Here is a 20964-nt window from a genome sequence, read left to right as displayed (position 1 = left end):
ATGACCATGTACCACGATCACTACGGACTGACCGGACGGCCCTTCCAGCTGACCCCTGATTCGGGCTTCTGGTTCGACACCGCGACGCACCGCAAGGCGATGGCCTATCTCGGCTATGGCCTGAGCCAGGGCGAGGGATTCGTGGTGATCACCGGCGATCCCGGCGTCGGCAAGACCACGCTGATGGGGCATCTGCTCGGCGAGATCGACGAGGATCGGCTGAACGTCGTCAAGATCGTCTCGACCCAGCTCCGCCCCGAGGACCTGCTGCGCACCGTCGGCGCCGGGCTCGACATCGAACTGGGCCACGCGCCCAAGGCCGAGATGCTCGCCGCGATCGAGCGCGGTCTGCACGACGTCGCACGCGGCGGCCGCCGCACGCTGCTGGTGATCGACGAGGCGCAGGCGCTGCCGTTCGAGAGCCTGGAGGAGCTGCGCATGCTCTCCAACTTTCAGGCCGGCGGCTATCCGCTGCTCCAGATCTTCCTGCTCGGCCAGCCCGAGTTTCGCGTGACGCTGGCCGATCCCAAGCTCGACCAGCTGCGCCAGCGCGTGATCGCAATGCACCATCTTGCCCCGATGGATGCCGACGAAGTCGAACCCTATCTGCTCCACCGCCTGTCGGTCGTCGGCTGGCGCGGCAAGCCGCGCTTCACCAACGATGCGATCGCGGCGATGCATCGTTGGTCGGGCGGTATCCCGCGCCGGCTGAACCAGCTCGCCAGCCGCGTGCTGCTGTTCGGCGCGGTCGAGCAGATCGACAGCTTCAGCGGCAACGACCTTGCCGCGGTGATTGCCGACCTCGATGCCGAATTGCTGATCGCCAACGAGAAGCCTGCGCGCCGCCGCACCGACATCTTCCTGCGCGACATCGTGCCGCCCGCGCCCGAGCCGCGCGTCGCGCCGGCGCCAGCCGCCGCCAAGCCTGCGGAGAACGGCGCGCTCGAGCAGCGCATCCTCCAGCTCGAGAGCCAGCTCCAGCAGCAGGATGTGGCGCTGCGCCGCGTGCTGACGCTGCTGGTCGACTGGGTCGAGAGCGGCGAACCCGCGCGGCGGCCCGATCTCTCGGCGTTCCACAGCACTGCGGCTTGATCCGCAATGCCGGTCAACGCGCTTTCGGTCGATGTCGAGGACTGGTTCCAGGTCGGCGCGTTCGAGAACACGATTGCGCGTTCGGACTGGGACGGGCTCGATTGCCGCGTCGAGGGCAATACCGATCGCGTGATCGATCTGTTCGCGCGCGGCGGCGTCAAGGCGACGTTCTTCACTTTGGGCTGGGTGGCGCATCGCTATCCTGCGCTGATCCGCCGCATCGCCGAGGCCGGGCACGAGGTCGCCAGCCATGGCTGGGATCATAAGCGCGTCTTCACGCTGAGCCCCGAGGATTTCCGCGACGACCTCGCCGCGGCACGCGTCGCGCTGGAGGATGCCTCGGGCACCGCCGTCACCGGCTATCGTGCGCCGAGCTTCTCGATCGACACGCGCACGCCCTGGGCGCACGCGATCCTGGCCGAAGAGGGCTATGCTTATTCGTCGAGCGTCGCCCCAATCCGCCACGATCATTATGGCTGGCACGATGCACCGCGCGGCGCTTTCCGGCCGGTGGCGGGTGAATCGCTGATCGAGCTGCCGATCACGATCGCGCGGGTGCTGGGCCGCGAAGTGACCGCCGGCGGCGGCTTCTTCCGGATGCTGCCGAGCCGGGTGACCACCGATGCGGTCAAGCGCGCCAATGGCGGCGACGCTGCCGCGATCTTCTATTTCCATCCCTGGGAAATCGATCCCGCGCAGCCGCGGGTGCGGAATGCGCCGCTCAAGTCGCGCATCCGCCATTATACCCGGCTGGGCGCGATGGAGGGCAAGCTCGAGCGGCTGATCGCCGGGCACGCCTGGGGCCGGGTCGATGCCGTCGCCGCGCGCGAGGCGGCGCGTCTGGCATGAACGCCCCGCTGCTCGCCAAGCCGCTGACGCTGCGCACCGCCGATCTCGGCGATGCGCTGGAACGCGCGCGGATCGGCGCATGGGTCCATGAACAAGCGGACGGCACGCCGTTTCATCTGCCGGCGTGGAGCATCGCCACGGCGCGGGGCTGCGGCCAGCGCAGCCATTATCTGCTCGCCGAGCGCGGCAATGGCGAGATCGCCGGGGTGCTGCCGCTCACCGAGATCCGATCGCCGCTTTTCGGCAAGGCGCTGGTCTCGGCCGGGTTCGGCGTGGGCGGGGGCGTGCTCGCCGAGCATCCCGGCGCGGTCGGCCAGCTTGCCGATGCCACCTGGGCGCTGGCGCAGAAGCTGGGCTGCCCCGGCGTCGAGCTGCGCGGCGGGCTGAACCCCGGCGCGGACTGGACCGTCGACGACACGACCTATCTGGGCTTCGTGCGGCCGATCGCCGCCGATGACGATGCCGAATTGCTCGCGATTCCGCGCAAGCAGCGCGCCGAGGTCCGTCGGGCGCTGGGCTTCGATCTCGAAATCACCACCGGAGCGAGCGCTGCCGAGCGCGCGGCGCATTATGCGGTCTATGCCGAATCGGTGCGCAACCTCGGCACGCCGGTGTTCCCGCGCGCGCTGTTCGCGCAGGTGCTGCGCGAGTTCGATGCGGCCGCCGATGTGTTGACCGTGCGCCATCAGGGGCAGGCCGTGGCGAGCGTGCTCAGCCTCTATTGGAAGGGCGTCGTCTATCCCTATTGGGGCGGCGGCACCGGCGAGGCGCGGGCGTTGCGCGCCAATGACGCGATGTATTTCGCGCTGATGCGCCACGCGCGCGCGCGTGGCTGCACGCGGTTCGATTTCGGCCGCTCCAAGACCGGCACCGGCGCGGCAGCGTTCAAGAAGAATTGGGGCTTCGAGGGTGCGCCGCTGACCTATTTCAGCCGCAGTGCCGAGGGTGCGGAGAAGCGCAGCGTCAATCCGCTCGATCCGAAATACAGCCGCAAGGTGGAAGCGTGGAAGCGCATGCCGCTGTGGCTCGCCAACCGGCTGGGACCGTGGATCGCCCGCGGGCTCGGCTGATGGGCGACATTCTTTTCCTCGCGCACCGCGTGCCGTTCCCGCCCGATCGCGGCGACAAGATCCGCGGCTATCATCTGCTCCAGCATCTCGCGAAGCACGCGCGGGTCCATCTCGCGGCGTTCGGCGATGCGCCCGGCGACCTCGATCCGCATGCGGGGCTGGCGGCGCTGGGCGGCGAGCATGCGCTGCTGTGGCGCGGGAAGCGCCAGGCGGTGGCCGCGGTGCAGGCGCTCGCCTCGCGCCGGCCGGTGTCGCTGACGGCGTTCGACGATGCGGCGATGCACCGCGCGGTTACGAACCTGCTCGCCCGGCATCCGATCGACACGATCTTCGTCTTCTCCAGTCAGATGGCGCAGTACGTCCCGCGTGAGACCAAGGCGCGGGTGATCATGGACTTCGTCGACATGGATTCGGCCAAGTTCGCCGCCTATGCCGCCGACGCCAAAGGACCGATGGCCTGGATGCTCGCCCGCGAGGCGCGGCTGCTGATGGCCCATGAGGCCGCAGTGGCGACGCGTGCCGATGCCAGCCTGTTCGTCAGCGCCGCCGAGGCCGAGCTGTTCCGCGCCCGCACCGGTGCCGAGCGTGTCCACGTGATCGAGAACGGCATCGACACGCGGCATTACGATCCCGCGGCGGCCTTTGCGCCTGTCGAGGCCGGCGAGCCACTGATCGTGTTTACCGGGCAGATGGACTATCGCCCCAATATCGAAGGCGTGACTTGGTTTGCCGAGGCGATCCTGCCGCTGGTCCGCGCCGCGCAGCCGAACGCCAGCTTCGCGATCGTCGGGCGCAACCCCAGCGAGGCAGTGCGTGCGCTGGCGCGACATCCGGGCGTATTCGTTACCGGCGAAGTCGCCGATGTCCGCGGTTGGCTCGCGCATGCCGACGCCGTCGTCGCGCCGCTCAGGCTGGCGCGCGGCATCCAGAACAAGGTGCTCGAAGGCATGGCGATGGCGCGGCCGGTGGTCGCCTCCGCTGCCGCCGCCGAGGGCATCGACCATGACGGCACGATCCGGGTCGGCGCCGATGCCGCCGGGATCGCGGCCGCGCTGATCGAAGTGCTGGCCAATCCCTGGGATGCGGCATCGCTCGGTGCAGCGGCACGGCGGCGCGTGGTGGCGCGCTATGGCTGGGAGGCTCGGCTGGCGCCGCTCGATGCGCTGCTCGGCTGGCAGGCGTCGGCTGCGGCATGACGGTTGCGTTCCCCGCCCGCGACTTCGCCGCAACGCCTGCGTTCGACGCGCGCTGGAAGCGCCACGCCGCGTTGCTGGCCGGCGCCTGGGCAGCGCTGCTGCTGCTCTTCCACCGCGACGCGATCGACCTGGCGCGGATCTACTGGACCAACACCACCTTCGGGCATTGCCTGTTCGTCGCGCCGGTGATCGGCTGGCTGGTCTGGCAGCGCCGCGCCGAGCTGGCGCAAGTGCGGCCCGCCGCCTGGTGGCCGGGGCTCGTACTGGTCGGTGCGGGCGGGTTCGGCTGGCTGCTCGGCGACGCCGCCAGCGTTGCGCTGTTCCGCCATGCCGGGCTGGTGCTGATGCTGCAGGGCGCAGTGGTAACATTGCTCGGGCCGAATGTCGCCCGCGCGCTCGCCTTTCCAATCGCGTACATGGCGTTCCAGGTCCCGTTCGGCGAATTCTTCGAAGGCCCGCTCCAGACGATCACCGTCGGCATGGTAATGCCGCTGCTCCATCTCTTCGGCGTGCCGGCAAGCGTAGACGGCGTGTTGATCACCACCTCGAACGGCTTCTTCGAAGTCGCCGAGGCGTGTTCGGGCGCCAAGTTCCTGATCGCGATGATCGCGTTCGGGGCGCTGGTCGCCAATGTCTGCTTCGTAGCGTGGCGGCGGCGTGCAGTGTTCCTCGCGGTGGCGCTGGTCGTGCCGGTGATCGCCAACGGGCTGCGCGCGTTCGGGACGATCTATGCCGCCTGGTGGACTTCGGTCGAGGCGGCCACCGGCATGGATCATATCGTCTATGGCTGGGTGTTCTTCGCAGTGGTGATGGCGGCCGTGCTGGCGATCGGCTGGAAATGGTTCGATCGCGATCCCGATGCGGCCTGGTTCGATCCCGCGACCTTGCAGACGCCGGTCAGGCGGCGGATCGACGCACCGGTCGCGGCGCTGCTGGTGCTTGCCGTGGCGAGCGCATTTCCCGGCTGGGCCGCGCTCAACGCGGCCCGCGCGGCGACGCTGAACGCGGCCGAGCTTCCCGAAGTCGCCGGCTGGCGCCGCGTGCCGCTGGCGCCGAATGCCACCTGGGTACCCAACTTCCCCGGCGCCGATCGGATGCTGATGGCGCGCTATGTCGATGGGCAGGGCAGGGCCGTGGACCTCGCCGTCGCCGTTTTCGCGACGCAGCACGAGGGCAAGGAACTCGTCGGCTTCGGCATCGGCCCGATCCGTGAGAACGATCGCTGGGTGCGCATCGAGGACCTGCCCGCGCTTTCGGGCGGGCACGCGCTGCGCATGATCGGTCCCGGCCGGGTGGAACGCGAGACGGTTAGTTGGTACCGCGTCGGCGATACGCTGACCGGGAGCGACAATCGCGTGAAGTTCGAGACGTTGAAGGCCAAGATGCTGGGCGGCAACCAGGCAGGGGTGGCGGTGCTGCTCTCCGCTGAGCGCGAGCACATGGATTCGCGCGGCGCGATCTCTGACCTGCTCGACGCGCTTGGCCCGCTCGAGGCTTTCGCCGACCGTTTCTCCGGCGCGCGCTGATGTGCGGCATTGCGGGGCTTTACTACCCCGTCACCCGCAAGCCGGTGGATCCCGCGCGCATCGCCGTGATGGCCGATGCGCTGGCGCATCGCGGGCCGGACGGTTCGGGCGTGTGGACCGCTCCGGGCGTGGGCCTCGGGCACCGCCGGCTGGCGATCATCGATCTCGAAGGCGGCGTCCAGCCGATGGCGACGCCCGACGGCGCCGCCGTGGTGAGCTTCAACGGCGAGATCTACAATTTCCGCGAAGTCCGCGCCGAGCTGGAAGCCAAGGGCGCGCGCTTCGACACCGATAGCGATACCGAAGTGTTGCTCCATGGTTGGCGGGTATGGGGCCCGGCGATGCTCGACCGGCTGAACGGCATGTTCGCCTTCGCACTCTACGACGCGGCCGAGCAGAGCCTGTTCCTCGCCCGCGACCGCTTCGGGGTAAAACCGCTTTTCTATACCGAGCTTTCCGACGGCGCCTTCGCCTTCGCCTCCGAGCTCAAGGGGCTGCTCGCGCACCCGCTATTCCGCCGCGCCGCCGATTTCCATGCGATCGAGGATTATCTCGGGCTCGGCTATGTCCCCGACGACGCCTCGATCATGGCGGGCGTGCGCAAGCTTCCTGCCGGCCATTTCCTGCTGCTGCGCCGCGGGCAGAACGTGCCCGAGCCGGTGCGCTGGTGGGACGTCGACTTCTCGAAGCGGGCGAGCGGCAAGCCCAAGGACCTTGAGGCCGAGTTGATCGCGCATATGCGCGCAGCGGTGCGATCGCGGATGGTGGCGGACGTGCCGCTCGGCGCTTTCCTGTCCGGCGGGGTCGACAGCAGCGCAGTGGTGGCCCTGATGGCCGAGGCGAGCAAGGCCGCGGTCAAGACCTGCACGATCGGCTTTGACGAGGCCGACCATGACGAGACGGCGCACGCGGCGCTGGTCGCCGAACGCTTCGCGACTGCGCATCGCAGTCGGAAGGTCGCGGCCGACGATTTCGCGCTGATCGACACGCTGGTCGCCGCGTTCGACGAGCCCTTTGCCGATGCCTCGGCGCTGCCGACATACCGGGTTTGCGAACTGGCGCGCGAGAGCGTGACCGTGGCGCTGTCGGGCGACGGCGCCGACGAGGCGTTTGCCGGCTATCGCCGCTACAAGTTCTTCGCTGCCGAGGAGCGCGTGCGCGGGCTGCTCCCCGAGCATATCCGGGCCAATATCTTCGGGACGCTGGGCCGGCTCTATCCCAAGGCCGATTGGGCGCCGCGCGCGTTCCGCGCCAAGACGACGCTGCTCGCGCTCGCCGAGGGCGGCGAGCATGCCTATGCCAAGGCGGTGGGCGTCACTACGCCCGAGCTGCGCGGCCGGCTTTACACCGAGGCCGCGCGGCGCAGCCTCGACGGGCACACCGCCGAGCAGCGCTATGTCGAGGCGATGCGTGAGGCGCCCGCGCGCGACGGGCTCGACCGCGCGCAATATGCCGATATCCGCCACTGGCTGCCCGGCGACATCCTCACCAAGGTCGATCGCACCAGCATGGCGGTGAGCCTCGAGGCGCGGGAGCCGCTGCTTGACTATCGCCTCGTCGAGTTCGCCTCGACGCTGCCGCCGGCCCTCCGCATCAAGGCGGGGCAGGGCAAATGGCTGATGAAGAAGGCGCTCGAGCCCTGGCTGCCGCGCGAGATCCTGTATCGGCCCAAAATGGGGTTCGTCACGCCGATCAGCGCCTGGTTCCGCAAGGCGCTGGCCGACGAGGCTGCGGGGCTGGCGCGGTCCAAGCTGCTCGTCGAAACCGGCTGGTTCCAGGTCGCGACGATCGAGAAGCTCGCCGCCGATCACCGCGCCGGTCGCGCCGAGCATGGCCGCACGCTGTGGCAATTGCTGATGCTCGAACGCAGTCTTTCGCGGCTGTTCGGATAGCAAAGCCCTTTGCCGCGTTCGGCTGTGATGGAAGACGCCGTCAGCCTGAACCGCGACTATGCCTCTGGCCTGGCGCGGGCGTTCGGCGGGGCGATCCTCTTCGCGCTCCCCTTGCTGATGACGATGGAGATGTGGTCGATCGGCCTCTATGTCGAGCCACTGCGCCTGCTTCTGTTCATCGCGCTCAATTTCATGGTGCTGGTCCTGCTGTCGCGCTTCGGCGGGTTCGAGAAGACCGCCAGCCTGCACGAGGACGTGCTCGACGCACTCGCTGCCTATGCGGTGGGCACGGTCTCGGCGATCGTCATCCTCAAGCTGTTCGGGCTGCTCGTGGCGACGATTCCGCTCGACGAGCTGGTCGGCGTGATCGCGATCCAGGCGGTGCCGGCGAGTTTCGGCGCGATGATCGCGCGCAAGCAGCTGAGCGGCGGCGATCCCGACGACGATGCGGACAAGGCGGCGCGTTCGGCCGGCTATGGCGGCCAGTTGTTCCTGATGCTCGCGGGCGCGCTGTTCCTCGCCTTCAACGTCGCGCCGACCGAGGAGATGATCCTGATCGGCTACAAGATGACGGCGTGGCACAGCCTGGCGCTGATCCTGGTCTCGCTGTTCCTGCTCCACGTGCTGGTCTTCGCCATCGGCTTTGCCGGACAGGAGGACGCTCCAGAGGGTTATGGGCTGGCGCGGCGCTTCCTGGTGTTCACCGTGCCCGGCTATGCGATCGCGCTGCTGGTGAGCCTGTACGTGCTATGGACCTTCGGGCGCTGCGACGGCGCGGCGATCAGTGCGGTCGCGAGCACGGTAGTGGTGCTGGGCTTTCCTGCGGCGATCGGTGCCGCGATTGCCCGGCTGGTGGTTTAGGAACGGGCAATGGCATCGCAGAGCAGAACGCCCATCCTCGAATGGATCGCCGCCGGGCTCGGCTTGCTGGCGATCCTCTTCGTCGTCGTCGTCATCGGCCGCGAGGCGCTGACGGCGGAGTCCGCGCAACTTCCCTCGCTCGAAGTCCATGCCGGGCGGATCGTGCCCAACGCCGCGGGCTTCGTCGTCGAGTTCGACGTGACCAACCGATCGAGCGCGACTGCGGCGGCGGTGGCGATCGAAGGCAAGCTCGGCGACGAGACCAGCACCACGACGCTCGACTATGTCGCCGGCGACGCCAGCGCCAAGGGCGGGCTGTTCTTCAAGGCCGACCCGCGCGGCAAGCCGCTGGAGATCCGCGCGCTGGGCTTCCAGACGCCCTAGCGCTTCGCCGTCCAGCGGGCAAAGGTCTCGGTCCAGGTGCGCGCCGGCGAGTCGATCGGCGGGTGGAGCGCGCCGAAGCCATGGCCGCCCTTTTCGAACAGATGCGCTTCGACCGGCACCTTGGCGGCGTGGCACGCCTCGATCGTCGCCAGGCTCTGCTGGATCGGCACGGTGCCGTCGTCGAAGGCATGGACGAGGAAGATCGGCGGCGCCTCGGCCGAAATGCGGGCCAGCGGCGTGTAGCGCGCAATAAGCGCCGGATCCTGATTGTCGCCGAGCAGCATGCCGCTCGACCGGCTATTCAGGCCCGCCGTGGCGAACGACATCACCGGATAGACGAGGCCGGCATAAGCCGGGCGCGCGGGCTGCACATCGGCGGCGTCCACCGCCTGATATACCGGATCGTCATGGCCGACCGCGAGCATCCCGCCGAGATGCCCGCCCGCGGAGAAGCCGCAAATGCCAAGCCGGAACGGGTCGATGCCATATTTTCCAGCATTGGCGCGGATCAGCCGCATCGCGCGCTGCGCATCCTGCAGTGGCACGTCGGCGCGGTTGGCCCAGCCTTCGCCCGGCAGGCGATAGGCGAGGACGAACACGGTGATGCCGTATGGGGTGAGCGCCTTGGCGACGTCGACGCCTTCATTCTCGATCGAGACGAAGCCATAGCCGCCGCCTGCGATCGACAGCACCGCGCGGCCATCGGGCCGGGCAGGGCGATAGACGCCGACCATCGGCTCCGAGACGCCGCGCAGCCACAGCTCCTTGAAGCTGCCATTGACGGTGAAGTCGTTGCTGGGAAGCGGGGTGGGGGCTCCAGGCGGCGAACCGGGCCACAGCTTGAAATGCTCGCGCGGCGGCCAGGCGGCGGTGCCGGTGCCGGCGACATAGGGGGTGGGGCCGGTCTGCGCCTTGGCAACCCCGGCAAGGGTGAGGCCGACCGCGCCTCCGATAAGCGTACGGCGATCGATCGACATGGCATCCTCCCTGGTTTTGCGCGTCCTGACGCGATTTCGCCGCGCCGTCGATGGGGTCTAGGTCGTACGACCGTCGAACGCGGCGCGCGCGCCTTCGATGCGGCCGAGATTGGCCTCCGCCCATAGCCATACGCCGCAAAAGGCCGCGCCCAGGCTCTCGCCGAGATCGGTGAGGCGATAATCGACGCGGGGCGGGACGACGGCGTGAACCTTGCGATCGACCAGCCCGTCGCGCTCCATCTGGCGCAGCGTCTGAGTGAGCATCTTCTGGCTGATTCCGGGGACGAGCTTGCCGACCTGGGTGAAGCGCAGATGCTCATGCTCGGCCAGAGCCTCGAGGATCAGCATCGTCCATTTGTCGGCGACCCGGCCAATCACATCGGTGACCAGTGCGTCGACGCGGGGATCGCCTGCGTCCGGCCAGGGTTTCTGCCTTGTCGGCGCGAAGGGCGCGGGCTTGGCCAAGATACACTCTCCAAATGGTGCGTATAAATCTTTTCGGTGCCTTCTACCCCGTGGAGAGTAACGGCTTAGATTGTCGGCAGCAACCCCAGAGGAGCACGCGCATGAAGACCAGCGGCAACACCATTCTCATCACCGGCGGCGGATCGGGCATCGGCGCCGCGCTCGCCCAGCGTTTCCACGAAGCCGGCAACCAGGTGATCGTCGCCGGGCGGCGGCAGGACGCGCTCGACGCCGTGGTAGAAGGGCGCGACGGCATGTTCGCGCTGACGCTCGACGTCGAGAGCGCCGAGGGCGTCGAGGATTTCGCCCGCCGCGTGATCGCCGCGTATCCCGGGCTCAACATACTCATCAATAATGCCGGGATCATGCGCTTCGAGGCTCTCGACACGCGCCGCGACCTTGCCGACGCCGAGGCGACGATCACCACCAATCTGCTCGGCCCGATCCGGCTGACCAATGCGCTGATCGACCATCTCGCAGCGCAGGCCGATGCGGCGATCGTCAACGTCACCTCGGGGCTGGCGTTCGTGCCGCTGGTCGACACGCCGACCTACAACGCCACCAAGGCGGCGATCCACAGCTACACCGTGTCGCTGCGCGAGGCGCTGAAGGACAAGGTGAAAGTGATCGAGCTGGCGCCGCCGGCGGTGCAGACCGGGCTAACCCCGGGGCAGGAGACCCGTCCGGGCTATCAGCCGCTCAATGAATTCATCGACGAAGTGATGGCGCTGTTCGGCCAGGACCCGACGCCGAGCGAGATCCTGGTCGAGCGGGTGAAGTTCCTGCGCAACGCCGAGGCCGAGGGCCGCTTCGATGCGGCGCTGGCGCAGCTGAACGCGATGGCGCGGGCAGCGCGGGCGGGGTGATACTTAAATCCTCCCCGAGCTTTGCTCGGGGAGGGGGACCGCTCGCGCAGCGAGTGGTGGAGGGGCGCTGCGAAGACAGCGTTGCCCTTAGCTGTCAGCATTCCCCGCGCTCTGCGGCGCGGCCCCTCCACCATGCTGAGCATGGTCCCCCTCCCCGAGACAAGCTCGGGGAGGATTAAAAACGCGCTTTTCAGTCCTGCGCCGGCCTCAGCCGAACAGCTTGGCCCAGCCGCGCTTGGCGCGGTTCTTCCAGTGGCCGCGGTGGTACGCGTCCGACGCCAGCAGCGGCATCACCGAGCCGGCTTCGGCGAACACCATCTGCTCGATGCCGGTGTTGACCTTGCCCCAGCTCGCAGCCTCCTGCAGCGTGGAGGACGAGCAGGCACCATCACGAACGTCGGCAACGGTGATCTGCACCGCGTATTTGTGCACGGCGACGTCCTCGTGGCCGAGGATCTCGGCGCAGACGACGGTGTCCTGGATGAAGTTCTTCGGCACGCCGCCGCCGATCATCAGCAGGCCGGTAGTGCCGGCGGCGATCTTGATGTCGGTCAGCTCGCGGAAGTCTGCGACCGCGTCGATCATCAGATACGGGCGGCCTTCCTTGGCCGCATCGACCTGGTGCTTGACGAGCCCGAAGCCGGCCGAGGAGTCGACGAACGCCGGGCAGAAGATCGGCACGTCATGCTCATAGGCGAGCTTGACGAGGCTGTTCTCCTTCTTGCCGTGCTCGACGAGATACTTGCCCATTTCGCGGATGAATGCGCGCGACGAATAGGCCTTGGGCTCGAGGCTCTCGGCGATCTCGAAGATCGTGTGGTCGACGTTCTGGAGGTCGGTCTCGTCGATATAGGTGTCGTAGATGCGGTCGATATAGAGCGAGCGCAGCGTATCGTCGTCGGGGATCTCAAGCGCCTGATAGTGCTTGTGGCCGAGGCCCTCGAAGAAATCCATGTCGACGATCGTCGCGCCGGTGGCGACGATGCCGTCGACCATGTTGTTGCGCACCAGCTCGGCATAGAGGTCCATGCAGCCGCCGGCGCTCGTCGAGCCCGCGATCACGAGGAAGATCGTGCAGTCCTTGTCGGCCAGCATCTGGTTGTAGATGTTGGTCGCGCGGCCGAGATCGCGGCTGGTGAAGCTCATATCCGCCATCGCATCGACGATCGGGCGCGCATCGAACTTGGTGATGTCGATATGCTTGACCTGCTTCGACAGCAGCTCCGCCTTGCGGGTGTCGTTGATCGGCGGGTTCGCCGCAGCGGTCTTGGTGAGGGTGTCGGTCATGGGAACTCCCATTCTGCATGGCCGTCGTCATTCAGGGGACGCGGAAACCCATAGGCGCAGCCCTAGCCCTGGCGAACGCCGGGGTCTCGGGCCGCAAAAGCGAAGCTCGTGCCGCGCGATCCCGGCTTTCGCCGGGACGACGGACTTGAGTCCGACCCCTCCCGCAACGCGGGAGGGGAGGGAAAGAGCCGTAGGTGGCGGCTATTACAGCTTTACGACGTTGTTCGAACGCCGCTCGGGCAGCACTTCCTGGTCACGATATACCGACAGCATCGGCTCGTCCTGGGCGACCACCGTCTCGCCCGAACCGAAGCCGTTAAACGCCGTGCGCATCGCCGCGCCATAGGCGCCGAGCATGCCGATCTCGAAATAATCGCCGGTGTTCGTATCCGCGGGGAGCGGGAACGGCCCCGCCATGAAATCGAGATCGTCGCAGGTCGGGCCCCAGAAGCTGAAGTCCATGTCGCGCGCGTCCGAATCCGGCTGGCGCAGCAGCTGCACCGGATATTTCCAGCCGATATGCGCGGCATCGAACAGCGTGCCATAGGCGCCGTCGTTGATGTACAGCTCGTTGCCGCGGCGGCGCTCGACGCGCACCACGACGGAAGAATATTCCGCGCACAGCGAACGGCCCGGCTCGGCCCAGAGTTCGGCCGAATAGCTGATCGGCAGGCTCTCGAACGCGCGGTGGATCGTCTCGAAGAAGCGCTCCAGCGGCGGCGGGGTCATGCCCGGGTATGCCGAGGGGAAGCCGCCGCCGACATCGATCACGTCCACGGTGACCGCCGCATCGACGATCGCCGCGCGGACGCGCTCCATCGCATTGGAATAGGCGTCCGGCGACATGGTCTGGCTGCCGACATGGAAGCAGATACCCAGCGCATCGGCGACCTGGCGGGTCGCGACCAGCAGTTCCTTGGCCTCGGTGTGGCCGACGCCGAACTTCGAGCCGAGGCTGAGCTTGGCGAACTCGGACGAGACGCGCAGGCGCACGCACAGGGTCAGGTCGGTCGCGCCGTCGGTGGCGCGCACGATCTTGTGAAGCTCTTCCAGGCTGTCGAGCGAGAAGGTGCGCACGTCATGCTGGAAATAGGCTTCGGCGATCGCCTCCACCGACTTGACCGGGTGCATGAAGCAGCAGGTCGCGTCCGGCAGCGTCGCCTTGACGAGACGCACCTCGGCGATCGAGGCGGTGTCGTAATGCGTGATGCCGTTGTCCCAAAGGACGCGGAGGAGATCGGGCGACGGATTCGCCTTCACCGCATACATCGAGCGACCCGGAAACTTCTCGACGAAGAAGCGGGCGGCCCGCGCCGCAGCGTGGGGACGAACGATCGTTACCGGATCAACCGGACGTCGCTTGGCAATGTCGATGCCCGCACCGGAAACGGTGGAATGGGCGGTCGAGAGGGGCGCTAACCCCAGCGCGCGAGGATGCTGGTGCAATTCAAGGGACCTCCAAATGCCTTGCGGCAATCATTGACGAAAAGCTGCCTTGCGGTTGGAAGTCCCATGGGGCAGCGGAAGGCGGCATTTAGGGACGTGATCCCCCCGTGTAAAGTGATTCGGGATCCGTATTTGTACGTCGGGGGTGAAGTGTGACGATTGTGCGACAACCGACGCGGGCCGGGGTGCGGGATGCCGCCGCGAAGATCGCAGCCATTTTGCCGCAAACCCCTCTGCTGACAGCGGAAATTCGCGGCGTCACCGTCGCTTTCAAGGCTGAGAATCTGCAGCCGATCGGCGCGTTCAAGATCCGCGGGGCCTGGCATCGGCTCACGGCGTTGGACGATGCTACTCGCGCGAAAGGGGTGGTCGCCTTCTCGTCGGGTAACCATGCGCAGGGAGTCGCTTGGGCGGCAAGGCGACTCGGCATCCCCGCAGTGATCGTGATGCCGGCCGATGCGCCCCGGGTGAAGCTCGAGGCGACGATGGCGATGGGCGCCGAAGTGGTGAAATACGACCGCGCGAGCGAGAGCCGCGAAAAGATCGCCGCGCATCTGGCGCATGCCCGCGGTGCCGCGCTGGTGCCGAGCTTCGACGATCCGTGGATCATCGAGGGGCAGGGCAGCGCCGGCATCGAGGCGATGACCCAGAGCGTCGAGATGAATCTGCCCGATCCGGCGCGGGTGCTCGTGCCGTGCGGCGGCGGCGGGCTGGCAGCGGGAATCACGCTGGCACTGCCCGAGGCGGAGATCATGGTGGTCGAGCCCGAGGGCTGGGACGATATGCGCCGCAGCCTGGAAGCGGGGTGGATCGAGCCGGTGGGCGACACTCCGCCGCCGACGGCGTGCGACGCGCTGCAGACGATGCGCGTGTCGCCGCTGACCTTCGATGTGCTCAGCCGCCGCGGGGTGACCGGTCTGGCAGTTAGCGAGGCCGAGATCCGCCACGCCCAGCGCTGGGCGGCGGCGCGGCTACGGCTGGTGGTCGAGCCCGGCGGCGCGGTCGCGCTCGCGGCGCTGCTCGCGGGCAAGGTCGATCCGGTGCCCGGGCTGGTGGTGATCCTGTCGGGCGGCAATGCCGATCCCCAGGCCTATGCGCACGTGCTAGGGACCGCGACATGAAAGCGACTCCTCTGGGTGCCGTCCTCGCCAATGTGCTCAGCGTCGCGACGCGCGGGCTCGGCCTGTTCCTCTGGTATTTCCTGCGGCTGATCTATCGCGGCGAGCCCAAGGTGGTGGCGGGCTTCGTGGTGGCCGGGCTGGCGATCGCCGGGCTGGTGTGGCTGGCGTTCTTGCGATGAACGATCCCGCGCTCAACAGCCTGATGCTGTGCCTGGTCGTGATCGCGGTCGCCGCGCTGGTCTGGGGCGGTGTCCGCACCCTCAAGGTCGACCGGACCAAGGGGGTGCTGATGCTGGTCTGCGCGCTGGTGATCCTCGGCAATCTGCTGATCTGGACGCTCTGAGGGTTACAATCGGTTACACTGTTTTCGTGGACCATCCGTCGGCGTTTTGCATAGTCCGGCAGGCATTTTCGAAAGGCCTGTCATGCGTACCAAGCTGCTCCTGATCGCCGCGCTCGCCGGCGGATTCCCCGCAGTGGCGATCGTCCCCGCCGCGATTGCCCAGGCGACTGCACCGGCGCCGCGCGAAATCGCCTATGGCGCGGACCCGCTACAGAAGCTGGAAGTCTATCCGGCGCGCGCCCGCGGCGCACCTCTCGTAATCTTCGTCCATGGCGGGGGCTGGAAGCGCGGCGACATGGGCAACGCCACCGGCGCGAGCAAGGTCCAGCACTTCACGGGCCGCGGCTACGCCTTCGCCACGGTCAATTACCGGCTGGTGCCGGCGGCGAGCGTGGAGGAGCAGGCCGCCGACGTCGCCGGCGCGATCGCGGCATTGCTCAGCCGGGCGCGCGAATTGGGCTTCGATCCGGCGAAAGTGATTCTGATGGGGCACAGCGCCGGCGCACACCTTGCTGCGCTGGTCGCCACCGATCCGCGCTATCTGGCGAAGACCGGCATCGGCCTCGACCGGCTGGCGGGCGTGGTGCTGCTCGACGGCGCCGCCTATGACGTGCCCGCCCAGATGGCCGAAGCGGGGCGTTTCATGCACGGCACCTACGAACAGGCGTTCGGCACCGATCCGGCCCGCCAGCGCGCGCTCTCGCCGACGCTGCAGGCGGCCGCGCCCAATGCACGGGACTTCCTGATCCTGCATGTGGAGCGGGACGACGGCACCCGCCAGTCCGAGGCGCTGGGCCGTGCCCTGCAGGCGGCGGGTGCGCGGGTGACGGTGCAGGGCCTGCCCGGTCGCGGCCTGCGGGGACACATGGCGATCAACCGCCAGCTCGGCGACCCGGACTATCCGGCGACGGCGATCGTCGATGGCTGGATCGATACGGTGGTGGGCGCGCGATAATCGCGCGGTGCGCATCGCCAGACTGCATCCTCGGCCCGCTATCTGCTATGCCGTCCGACATGCCGTCGGAGATGGGCAAATGACTCGCGAGCAGTTCCAGGACGCGGTTACCAAGGTTCCGGCGGTGACGCTGGGATTTTGGATCATCAAGATTCTGGCGACCACCTTGGGCGAGACCGGCGGCGACAGCGTGTCCATGTCCTGGCTTGGCGAGACCACGCCCGACGCGGGCCGGTCCGGCCTCAACGGCTATCTGATTGGGACGGCCATTTTCGGCGCGCTGCTCATCCTGCTGGTCTGGCTGCAGATCAAGGCGCGCCGGTTCAACCCATGGCTCTATTGGGCGACGATCATCGCCTCGACCACGGCGGGAACGACGCTGGCTGATTTTGCCACGCGCTCGCTGGGGATCGGATACCCAGGTGGCACGCTGTTGCTGCTGGGCTGCGTGCTGGCGTCGCTGCTGGCATGGTATCGAACCTTGGGCAGCGTCGCCGTAGACACGGTCATCGGGCCGCGGCAAGAGACCTTCTATTGGGTCACAATCACCTTTTCGCAGACGCTCGGCACCGCGCTGGGCGACTGGATCGCGGACGGCAGCCTTGGTTACTCAGGCGCGGCGCTAGTGTTCGGTGCCGCGCTTGCCATCGTCGCCACGCTGTATTTCTGGACGAGCATCTCCCGTGCTCTGCTGTTCTGGGCGGCATTCATCCTCACGCGGCCCTTGGGCGCTACCGTGGGGGATTTCCTGGACAAGCCGTTGAGCAAGGGCGGGCTGGCATTCGATCGGCCTCTGGCCACTGCGGTGCTGGCGGTCGCGATTCTGGTCCTAATCCTGGCCGTCCCGCAACGCGCCGGCAAGCACCCCGCCAGCGCATCCGAGGCGGGCGCGTGAACCGGTCCTCCGATTTAATCCCCGTCGGGCGCCTGGCGATTGCTGCGCCGGATCGCGGCGGCCCATTCGGGGTCCTCGTCCTCGGTCGCACCCTGGTCGGGGAGCGCGGGCAGCGTCTCGAACCACGGCATCCGCGCTTCGCTGCCCATCTGGTCGATCGGCGGGAACGCCGCGGGATTGTCGAGCGAGCCGATCGTCAGGTTGGTGCGGCCCCCGTCTAGCCCGTGATAGAACAGCGGCGTGCCGCACGCCGCGCAGAAGCCGCGTTCGACTCGCTCGGAGCTGCGGAACACCGCGGGGGTGCCCCGCGTCCATTCCAGCGCGTCGTCGGGCGCGGCGACCAGCGCGGCGAACAGCCCGCCGGTGGCCTTTTGGCACATGCGGCAATGGCAGAGATGCGCATTGTCCAGCATCGCGCTGGCGCGGTAACGCACCGCGCCGCATTGGCATCCGCCGGTCGCAACGATGTCGCGCCGGCGCATGCCCGTTGCTCAGCGGATCGGCGAGTTGGGATCGAGCCGCATGTCGAGATATTTATCCACGCTGCCCATCAGCTGGTCCATCTCATGCTCGAAGAAATGGTTGGCGCCCGGGATCGTGTCATGCTCGATGGTGATGTGCTTCTGGGTGCGCAGCTTGTCGACCAGCTTCTGCACCGCGCCGGGCGTGACGACTTCGTCATTCTCGCCCTGGATGATGATGCCCGAGGAGGGACAAGGCGCCAGGAAGGTGAAGTCGAACATGTTCGCCGGCGGGGCGACCGAGATGAAGCCGCGGATCTCGGGACGGCGCATCAGCAGCTGCATGCCGATCCACGCGCCGAAGCCGAAGCCGGCGACCCAGGTGGTCGAGGCTTCGGGATGGAAGCTCTGCACCCAGTCGAGCGCCGAGGCGGCATCGCTCAATTCGCCGACGCCATTGTCGAACGTGCCCTGGCTCTTGCCGACGCCGCGGAAATTGAAGCGCAGCGTGGCGAAACCGCGGCGCTGGAAGGTCTTGTAGAGCTCCTGGACGATGCGGTTGTTCATCGTGCCGCCCGCATTGGGATGCGGATGGAGGATCATCGCAACGGGCGCGCGCGGCTTGGGCGCAGGAGCGAAACGGCCTTCGAGGCGGCCTTCGGGACCGGGGAAAATGACTTCGGGCAAGGCAGACCTGCTATGAAAGGAGTGCGCACGGTGGAGCGCGGTACGTTGCGCGCTATATAGGCAGCGCCGCCTCTTGCGCAATTGGAACGAGTTTTTGTCGGATCGCATCTATCTGGACCACGCCGCGACCACCCCGATCATGGCCGAGGCGATGGCCGCGACGCTGATCGGGATCGGCCTGTGGGCCAACCCTTCTTCCCCCATGCCGAGGGGCGCTCGGCGCGCGCGGCGCTGGAGGATGCGCGCGCCCGCATCGCTGCCGCCTATGGCTGGGCGCACGAGCTGGTGTTCACCAGCGGTGCCAGCGAATCGCTCCACATCGCGCTGTCGCGCAGCATGGCCGAGCGTCGGCTGATCAGCGCAGTCGAGCATGATTCGGTCCTCCGCCATTCCGAAGGCGCGCGCGTGCTGCCGGTCGACGCCAACGGCATCCTGAACCTCAATGCGCTCGACGCGGCGCTTGCCGAGCCGGGCCGGGCGCTGCTCGGCATCCAATGGGCGAACAGTGAGACCGGGGTGCGCCAGCCGATCGCTGCGATCGCCGAGCGGGTTCATGGCGCGGGCGGGATCCTGCTCGTCGACGCTGCGCAGATGCCGGCGCGCGCCGACGAGGCGGTGCTGCGCCACGCCGATCTCGTCGCGGTCGCATCGCACAAGCGCGGCGGGCCGCCGGGGATCGGCGCGTTGCTGGTCCGCGACTTCGCCACGCTGCTCCCGGTCGGCGGGCAGGAAAAGGGCTATCGCGCCGGCACCGAAAACATGCCGGCGGTGCTGGGCTATGCCGCGGCGCTCTCCGAGCCTGAGGATATGGCACGGATGGCCGCGCTGCGTGCCCGGCTGGAGGCGGCATTGCTCGCCGACGGTGCCGAGATCGTCGGCGCCTCGGTGCCGCGCACGCCACTGATCGGCGCGTATCGGATGCCCGGCATGTCGTCGGCGGCGCAGCTGATCCGGTTCGACATGGTCGGCATCGCAGTGTCGGCGGGCAGCGCCTGTTCGTCGGGATCGATGCGGCCCAGCCATGTGCTGTCCGCAATGGGCTGGCAAGAGCCCGAGCTGCGCGAAGTCGTGCGCGTCAGCTTCGGGCGCGACACCAGCGAACGCGACATCGACATCTTCGCCGAGCAATGGCGCTTCATCGCCGAAGCTGGAGTAGCAGCGGCATGATCTATCTCGATTATCAGGCGACCACGCCGCTCGCCCCGGAGGCGCTGCAGGCGATGCTGCCCTGGCTGGAAAGCCAGCACGCCAATCCGCATTCGGCGCACGCCCCCGGCCGCGCGGCCAAGGCGGCCATCGAAGCCGCGCGCGCCGATGTCGCCGGGCTGCTCCCCGCCAACGGCACGGTCAGCTTTACCAGCGGCGCGACCGAGGCGCTCAACTGGGCGATCAAGGGCACCACCGGCCCGATCGTGACGATCGCGACCGAGCATGCCGCGGTGCTCGACACGGTCGAGGCCGAGGCGCGCAAGGGCCGCGACGTCACCGTGCTTCCGGTCGGCAGCGACGGGCTGGTCGATCTCGCCGCCGCGCGCGCGGCGATCCGGCCGGGAGCCGGGCTGGTCGCGGCGATGCTGGTCAACAACGAGATCGGCGTGATCCAGCCGATCGAGCAGCTTGCCGAACTGGCGCGGGGCGCGGGCGCGCTGTTCTTGTGCGACGCAGTCCAGGGCTATGGGCGGGTACGGGTTCCCGATGGCTGCGATTTGATCGCAGTCTCGGCGCACAAGATCCACGGGCCCAAGGGCATCGGCGCGCTTTGGATTCGTGAGGGCGTGACGCTCGCGCCGCTGCTCCATGGCGGCGGGCAGGAACCGGCGGGGCGTTCGGGTACGCTATCGCCTGCGCTCTGCGCCGGCTTCGGTGCGGCAGGGCGCGTCGCCAAGCAGCGCTTCGGCGCCGATCACGCCCATGCCGAGCAACTGTTTCGCGCCGCGCTGGACCATATCCGCGGCGACTGGGTGCTCAACGGGTCGCGCGACGAGCGCTATCCCGGCAATCTCAGCCTGCGCCTTGCCGGGCTCGACGTTGCGCGGCTGATCTCGGACCTGCGCGACATCGCCTTCTCGGCGGGCTCGGCCTGTGCCAGCGGTTCGGGCCGGCCGAGCCATGTGCTGCGCGCGATTGGGCTGAGCGATGCCGAGGCGCGTTCGACGATCCGCATCGGCTTCGGCCGCACCACCAGCGAGGAGGAGTTGCTCGCTGCGCTCACTCGCATCGACGCTGCCGCGCACGGCCAGCGAGTCGCGGCATGATCCGGGTGAAGTTCGTCAGTGCCGATGGCGGGCAGGTGATCGAGACAGAGGCTGCCGAGGGGCTGGCGTTGCTCGAAGTCGCGCAGAATGCCGGCCAGCCGCTCGAAGGCACGTGCGAGGGGCAGATGGCGTGCTCGACCTGCCACGTCATCGTTGCCGCCGAGGACTTTGCCCGGCTGCCGAGGGCGAGCGAGGACGAGGAGGACATGCTCGATCTCGCCACCGGCGCGACGCGGACCAGCCGGCTCGCCTGCCAGATCGTGCTGACGCGCGCGCTCGATGGGCTGACCGTTAGGATGCCGCCCGAGCATCGCGACATGCAGGGGCGCTGAGGGC

At 68.1% G+C, this 20964-nt stretch carries 22 protein-coding genes and 1 pseudogene; 17 read left to right on the top strand and 6 right to left on the bottom strand.

The window, feature by feature from the left end; genetic code table 11:
* From AB2M62_RS09830 to AB2M62_RS09795, 8 genes are read left to right on the top strand one after another with little or no spacing between them, the layout of a single operon-like run.
* Nucleotides 1–1092 (top strand): ExeA family protein, encoded by a 1092-nt coding sequence (locus AB2M62_RS09830; RefSeq protein ID WP_404333365.1) that lies wholly within the window; start codon nucleotides 1–3, stop codon nucleotides 1090–1092.
* A 6-nt stretch (nucleotides 1093–1098) separates the two neighbouring features.
* On the top strand, nucleotides 1099–1941 hold the full coding sequence (locus AB2M62_RS09825) for an XrtA system polysaccharide deacetylase (protein ID WP_404333364.1): 843 nt from the start codon (nucleotides 1099–1101) through the stop codon (nucleotides 1939–1941).
* Nucleotides 1938–3011, top strand: a complete 1074-nt coding sequence (locus tag AB2M62_RS09820) for a FemAB family XrtA/PEP-CTERM system-associated protein (RefSeq protein WP_404333363.1) — start codon at nucleotides 1938–1940, stop codon at nucleotides 3009–3011. The genes AB2M62_RS09825 and AB2M62_RS09820 overlap by 4 nt, the downstream gene beginning before the upstream one ends.
* Nucleotides 3011–4207 carry a TIGR03087 family PEP-CTERM/XrtA system glycosyltransferase gene (locus AB2M62_RS09815; protein WP_404333362.1) on the top strand — a complete coding sequence of 399 codons (1197 nt, stop codon included), beginning with the start codon at nucleotides 3011–3013 and terminating at the stop codon, nucleotides 4205–4207. Before AB2M62_RS09820 ends, AB2M62_RS09815 begins: the two co-directional genes overlap by 1 nt.
* Complete coding sequence (xrtA, locus tag AB2M62_RS09810; protein ID WP_404333361.1) at nucleotides 4204–5733, top strand: exosortase A; 1530 nt, start codon at nucleotides 4204–4206, stop codon at nucleotides 5731–5733. Before AB2M62_RS09815 ends, xrtA begins: the two co-directional genes overlap by 4 nt.
* Entirely contained in the window at nucleotides 5733–7625 is a 1893-nt protein-coding gene (locus AB2M62_RS09805; RefSeq protein ID WP_404333360.1) for an XrtA/PEP-CTERM system amidotransferase, read from the top strand. Before xrtA ends, AB2M62_RS09805 begins: the two co-directional genes overlap by 1 nt.
* Before the next feature lie 9 nt (nucleotides 7626–7634).
* Nucleotides 7635–8486, top strand: a complete 852-nt coding sequence (locus tag AB2M62_RS09800) for a TIGR02587 family membrane protein (protein ID WP_404333359.1) — start codon at nucleotides 7635–7637, stop codon at nucleotides 8484–8486.
* Between the two features lie 9 nt (nucleotides 8487–8495).
* Nucleotides 8496–8870 carry a hypothetical protein gene (locus tag AB2M62_RS09795; protein ID WP_404333358.1) on the top strand — a complete coding sequence of 125 codons (375 nt, stop codon included), beginning with the start codon at nucleotides 8496–8498 and terminating at the stop codon, nucleotides 8868–8870.
* Here the strand turns inward: AB2M62_RS09795 and AB2M62_RS09790 are convergent.
* Both AB2M62_RS09790 and AB2M62_RS09785 read right to left on the bottom strand, forming a co-directional pair.
* Nucleotides 8867–9847, bottom strand: coding sequence for an alpha/beta hydrolase (locus AB2M62_RS09790; protein WP_404333357.1), 981 nt, complete (start codon nucleotides 9845–9847; stop codon nucleotides 8867–8869). The two genes, AB2M62_RS09795 and AB2M62_RS09790, sit on opposite strands and share 4 nt — an antisense overlap.
* 57 nt (nucleotides 9848–9904) lie before the next feature.
* Complete coding sequence (locus tag AB2M62_RS09785) at nucleotides 9905–10312, bottom strand: winged helix-turn-helix transcriptional regulator (protein ID WP_404333356.1); 408 nt, start codon at nucleotides 10310–10312, stop codon at nucleotides 9905–9907.
* 101 nt (nucleotides 10313–10413) lie between these two features.
* On the opposite strand from AB2M62_RS09785, the gene AB2M62_RS09780 reads away from it, so the two are divergent.
* A complete protein-coding gene (locus AB2M62_RS09780; protein ID WP_404333355.1) occupies nucleotides 10414–11178 on the top strand; it encodes an SDR family oxidoreductase in 765 nt (254 codons plus the stop codon).
* A 207-nt stretch (nucleotides 11179–11385) separates the two neighbouring features.
* On the opposite strand, the gene AB2M62_RS09775 is transcribed toward AB2M62_RS09780, so the two are convergent.
* Together AB2M62_RS09775 and AB2M62_RS09770 are read right to left on the bottom strand one after the other, a co-directional pair.
* Complete coding sequence (locus tag AB2M62_RS09775) at nucleotides 11386–12465, bottom strand: deoxyhypusine synthase (protein WP_404333354.1); 1080 nt, start codon at nucleotides 12463–12465, stop codon at nucleotides 11386–11388.
* A gap of 204 nt (nucleotides 12466–12669) precedes the next feature.
* Nucleotides 12670–13911 (bottom strand): type III PLP-dependent enzyme, encoded by a 1242-nt coding sequence (locus tag AB2M62_RS09770; RefSeq protein ID WP_404333353.1) that lies wholly within the window; start codon nucleotides 13909–13911, stop codon nucleotides 12670–12672.
* 152 nt (nucleotides 13912–14063) lie between these two features.
* On the opposite strand from AB2M62_RS09770, the gene AB2M62_RS09765 reads away from it, so the two are divergent.
* From AB2M62_RS09765 to AB2M62_RS09745, 5 genes are all read left to right on the top strand, one after another.
* Nucleotides 14064–15032 (top strand): threonine/serine dehydratase, encoded by a 969-nt coding sequence (locus AB2M62_RS09765; RefSeq protein ID WP_404333352.1) that lies wholly within the window; start codon nucleotides 14064–14066, stop codon nucleotides 15030–15032.
* Nucleotides 15029–15211 carry a hypothetical protein gene (locus tag AB2M62_RS09760; protein WP_404333351.1) on the top strand — a complete coding sequence of 61 codons (183 nt, stop codon included), beginning with the start codon at nucleotides 15029–15031 and terminating at the stop codon, nucleotides 15209–15211. The genes AB2M62_RS09765 and AB2M62_RS09760 overlap by 4 nt, the downstream gene beginning before the upstream one ends.
* On the top strand, nucleotides 15208–15375 hold the full coding sequence (locus AB2M62_RS09755) for a hypothetical protein (protein ID WP_404333350.1): 168 nt from the start codon (nucleotides 15208–15210) through the stop codon (nucleotides 15373–15375). The genes AB2M62_RS09760 and AB2M62_RS09755 overlap by 4 nt, the downstream gene beginning before the upstream one ends.
* Nucleotides 15376–15457: 82 nt before the next feature.
* A complete protein-coding gene (locus tag AB2M62_RS09750; protein ID WP_404333349.1) occupies nucleotides 15458–16330 on the top strand; it encodes an alpha/beta hydrolase in 873 nt (290 codons plus the stop codon).
* A 79-nt stretch (nucleotides 16331–16409) separates the two neighbouring features.
* The gene (locus AB2M62_RS09745; RefSeq protein WP_404333348.1) at nucleotides 16410–17225 is read left to right on the top strand and encodes a hypothetical protein; all 816 of its coding nucleotides are present in this window, start codon (nucleotides 16410–16412) and stop codon (nucleotides 17223–17225) included.
* Between the two features lie 14 nt (nucleotides 17226–17239).
* On the opposite strand, the gene AB2M62_RS09740 is transcribed toward AB2M62_RS09745, so the two are convergent.
* Nucleotides 17240–17707, bottom strand: coding sequence for a GFA family protein (locus AB2M62_RS09740; RefSeq protein WP_404333347.1), 468 nt, complete (start codon nucleotides 17705–17707; stop codon nucleotides 17240–17242).
* 9 nt (nucleotides 17708–17716) lie between these two features.
* A complete protein-coding gene (locus tag AB2M62_RS09735; RefSeq protein WP_404333346.1) occupies nucleotides 17717–18373 on the bottom strand; it encodes an alpha/beta hydrolase in 657 nt (218 codons plus the stop codon).
* Between the two features lie 139 nt (nucleotides 18374–18512).
* Between AB2M62_RS09735 and AB2M62_RS09730 the strand changes: the two are divergent.
* From AB2M62_RS09730 to AB2M62_RS09720, 3 genes and pseudogenes are all read left to right on the top strand, one after another.
* Nucleotides 18513–19540 (top strand): annotated as a pseudogene (locus AB2M62_RS09730) (cysteine desulfurase family protein).
* Nucleotides 19537–20628, top strand: a complete 1092-nt coding sequence (locus tag AB2M62_RS09725) for a cysteine desulfurase family protein (protein ID WP_404333345.1) — start codon at nucleotides 19537–19539, stop codon at nucleotides 20626–20628. Before AB2M62_RS09730 ends, AB2M62_RS09725 begins: the two are co-directional and overlap by 4 nt.
* A complete protein-coding gene (locus tag AB2M62_RS09720; protein WP_404333344.1) occupies nucleotides 20625–20960 on the top strand; it encodes a 2Fe-2S iron-sulfur cluster-binding protein in 336 nt (111 codons plus the stop codon). The genes AB2M62_RS09725 and AB2M62_RS09720 overlap by 4 nt, the downstream gene beginning before the upstream one ends.
* Nucleotides 20961–20964 lie beyond the last annotated feature (4 nt).

The organism is Sphingomonas sp. MMS12-HWE2-04 (genome assembly GCF_044881185.1).
Lineage (GTDB): Bacteria > Pseudomonadota > Alphaproteobacteria > Sphingomonadales > Sphingomonadaceae > Sphingomonas.
The sequence above is the reverse complement of the archived record's forward strand: the minus strand, read 5'-3'. Positions and strand labels throughout refer to the sequence as shown.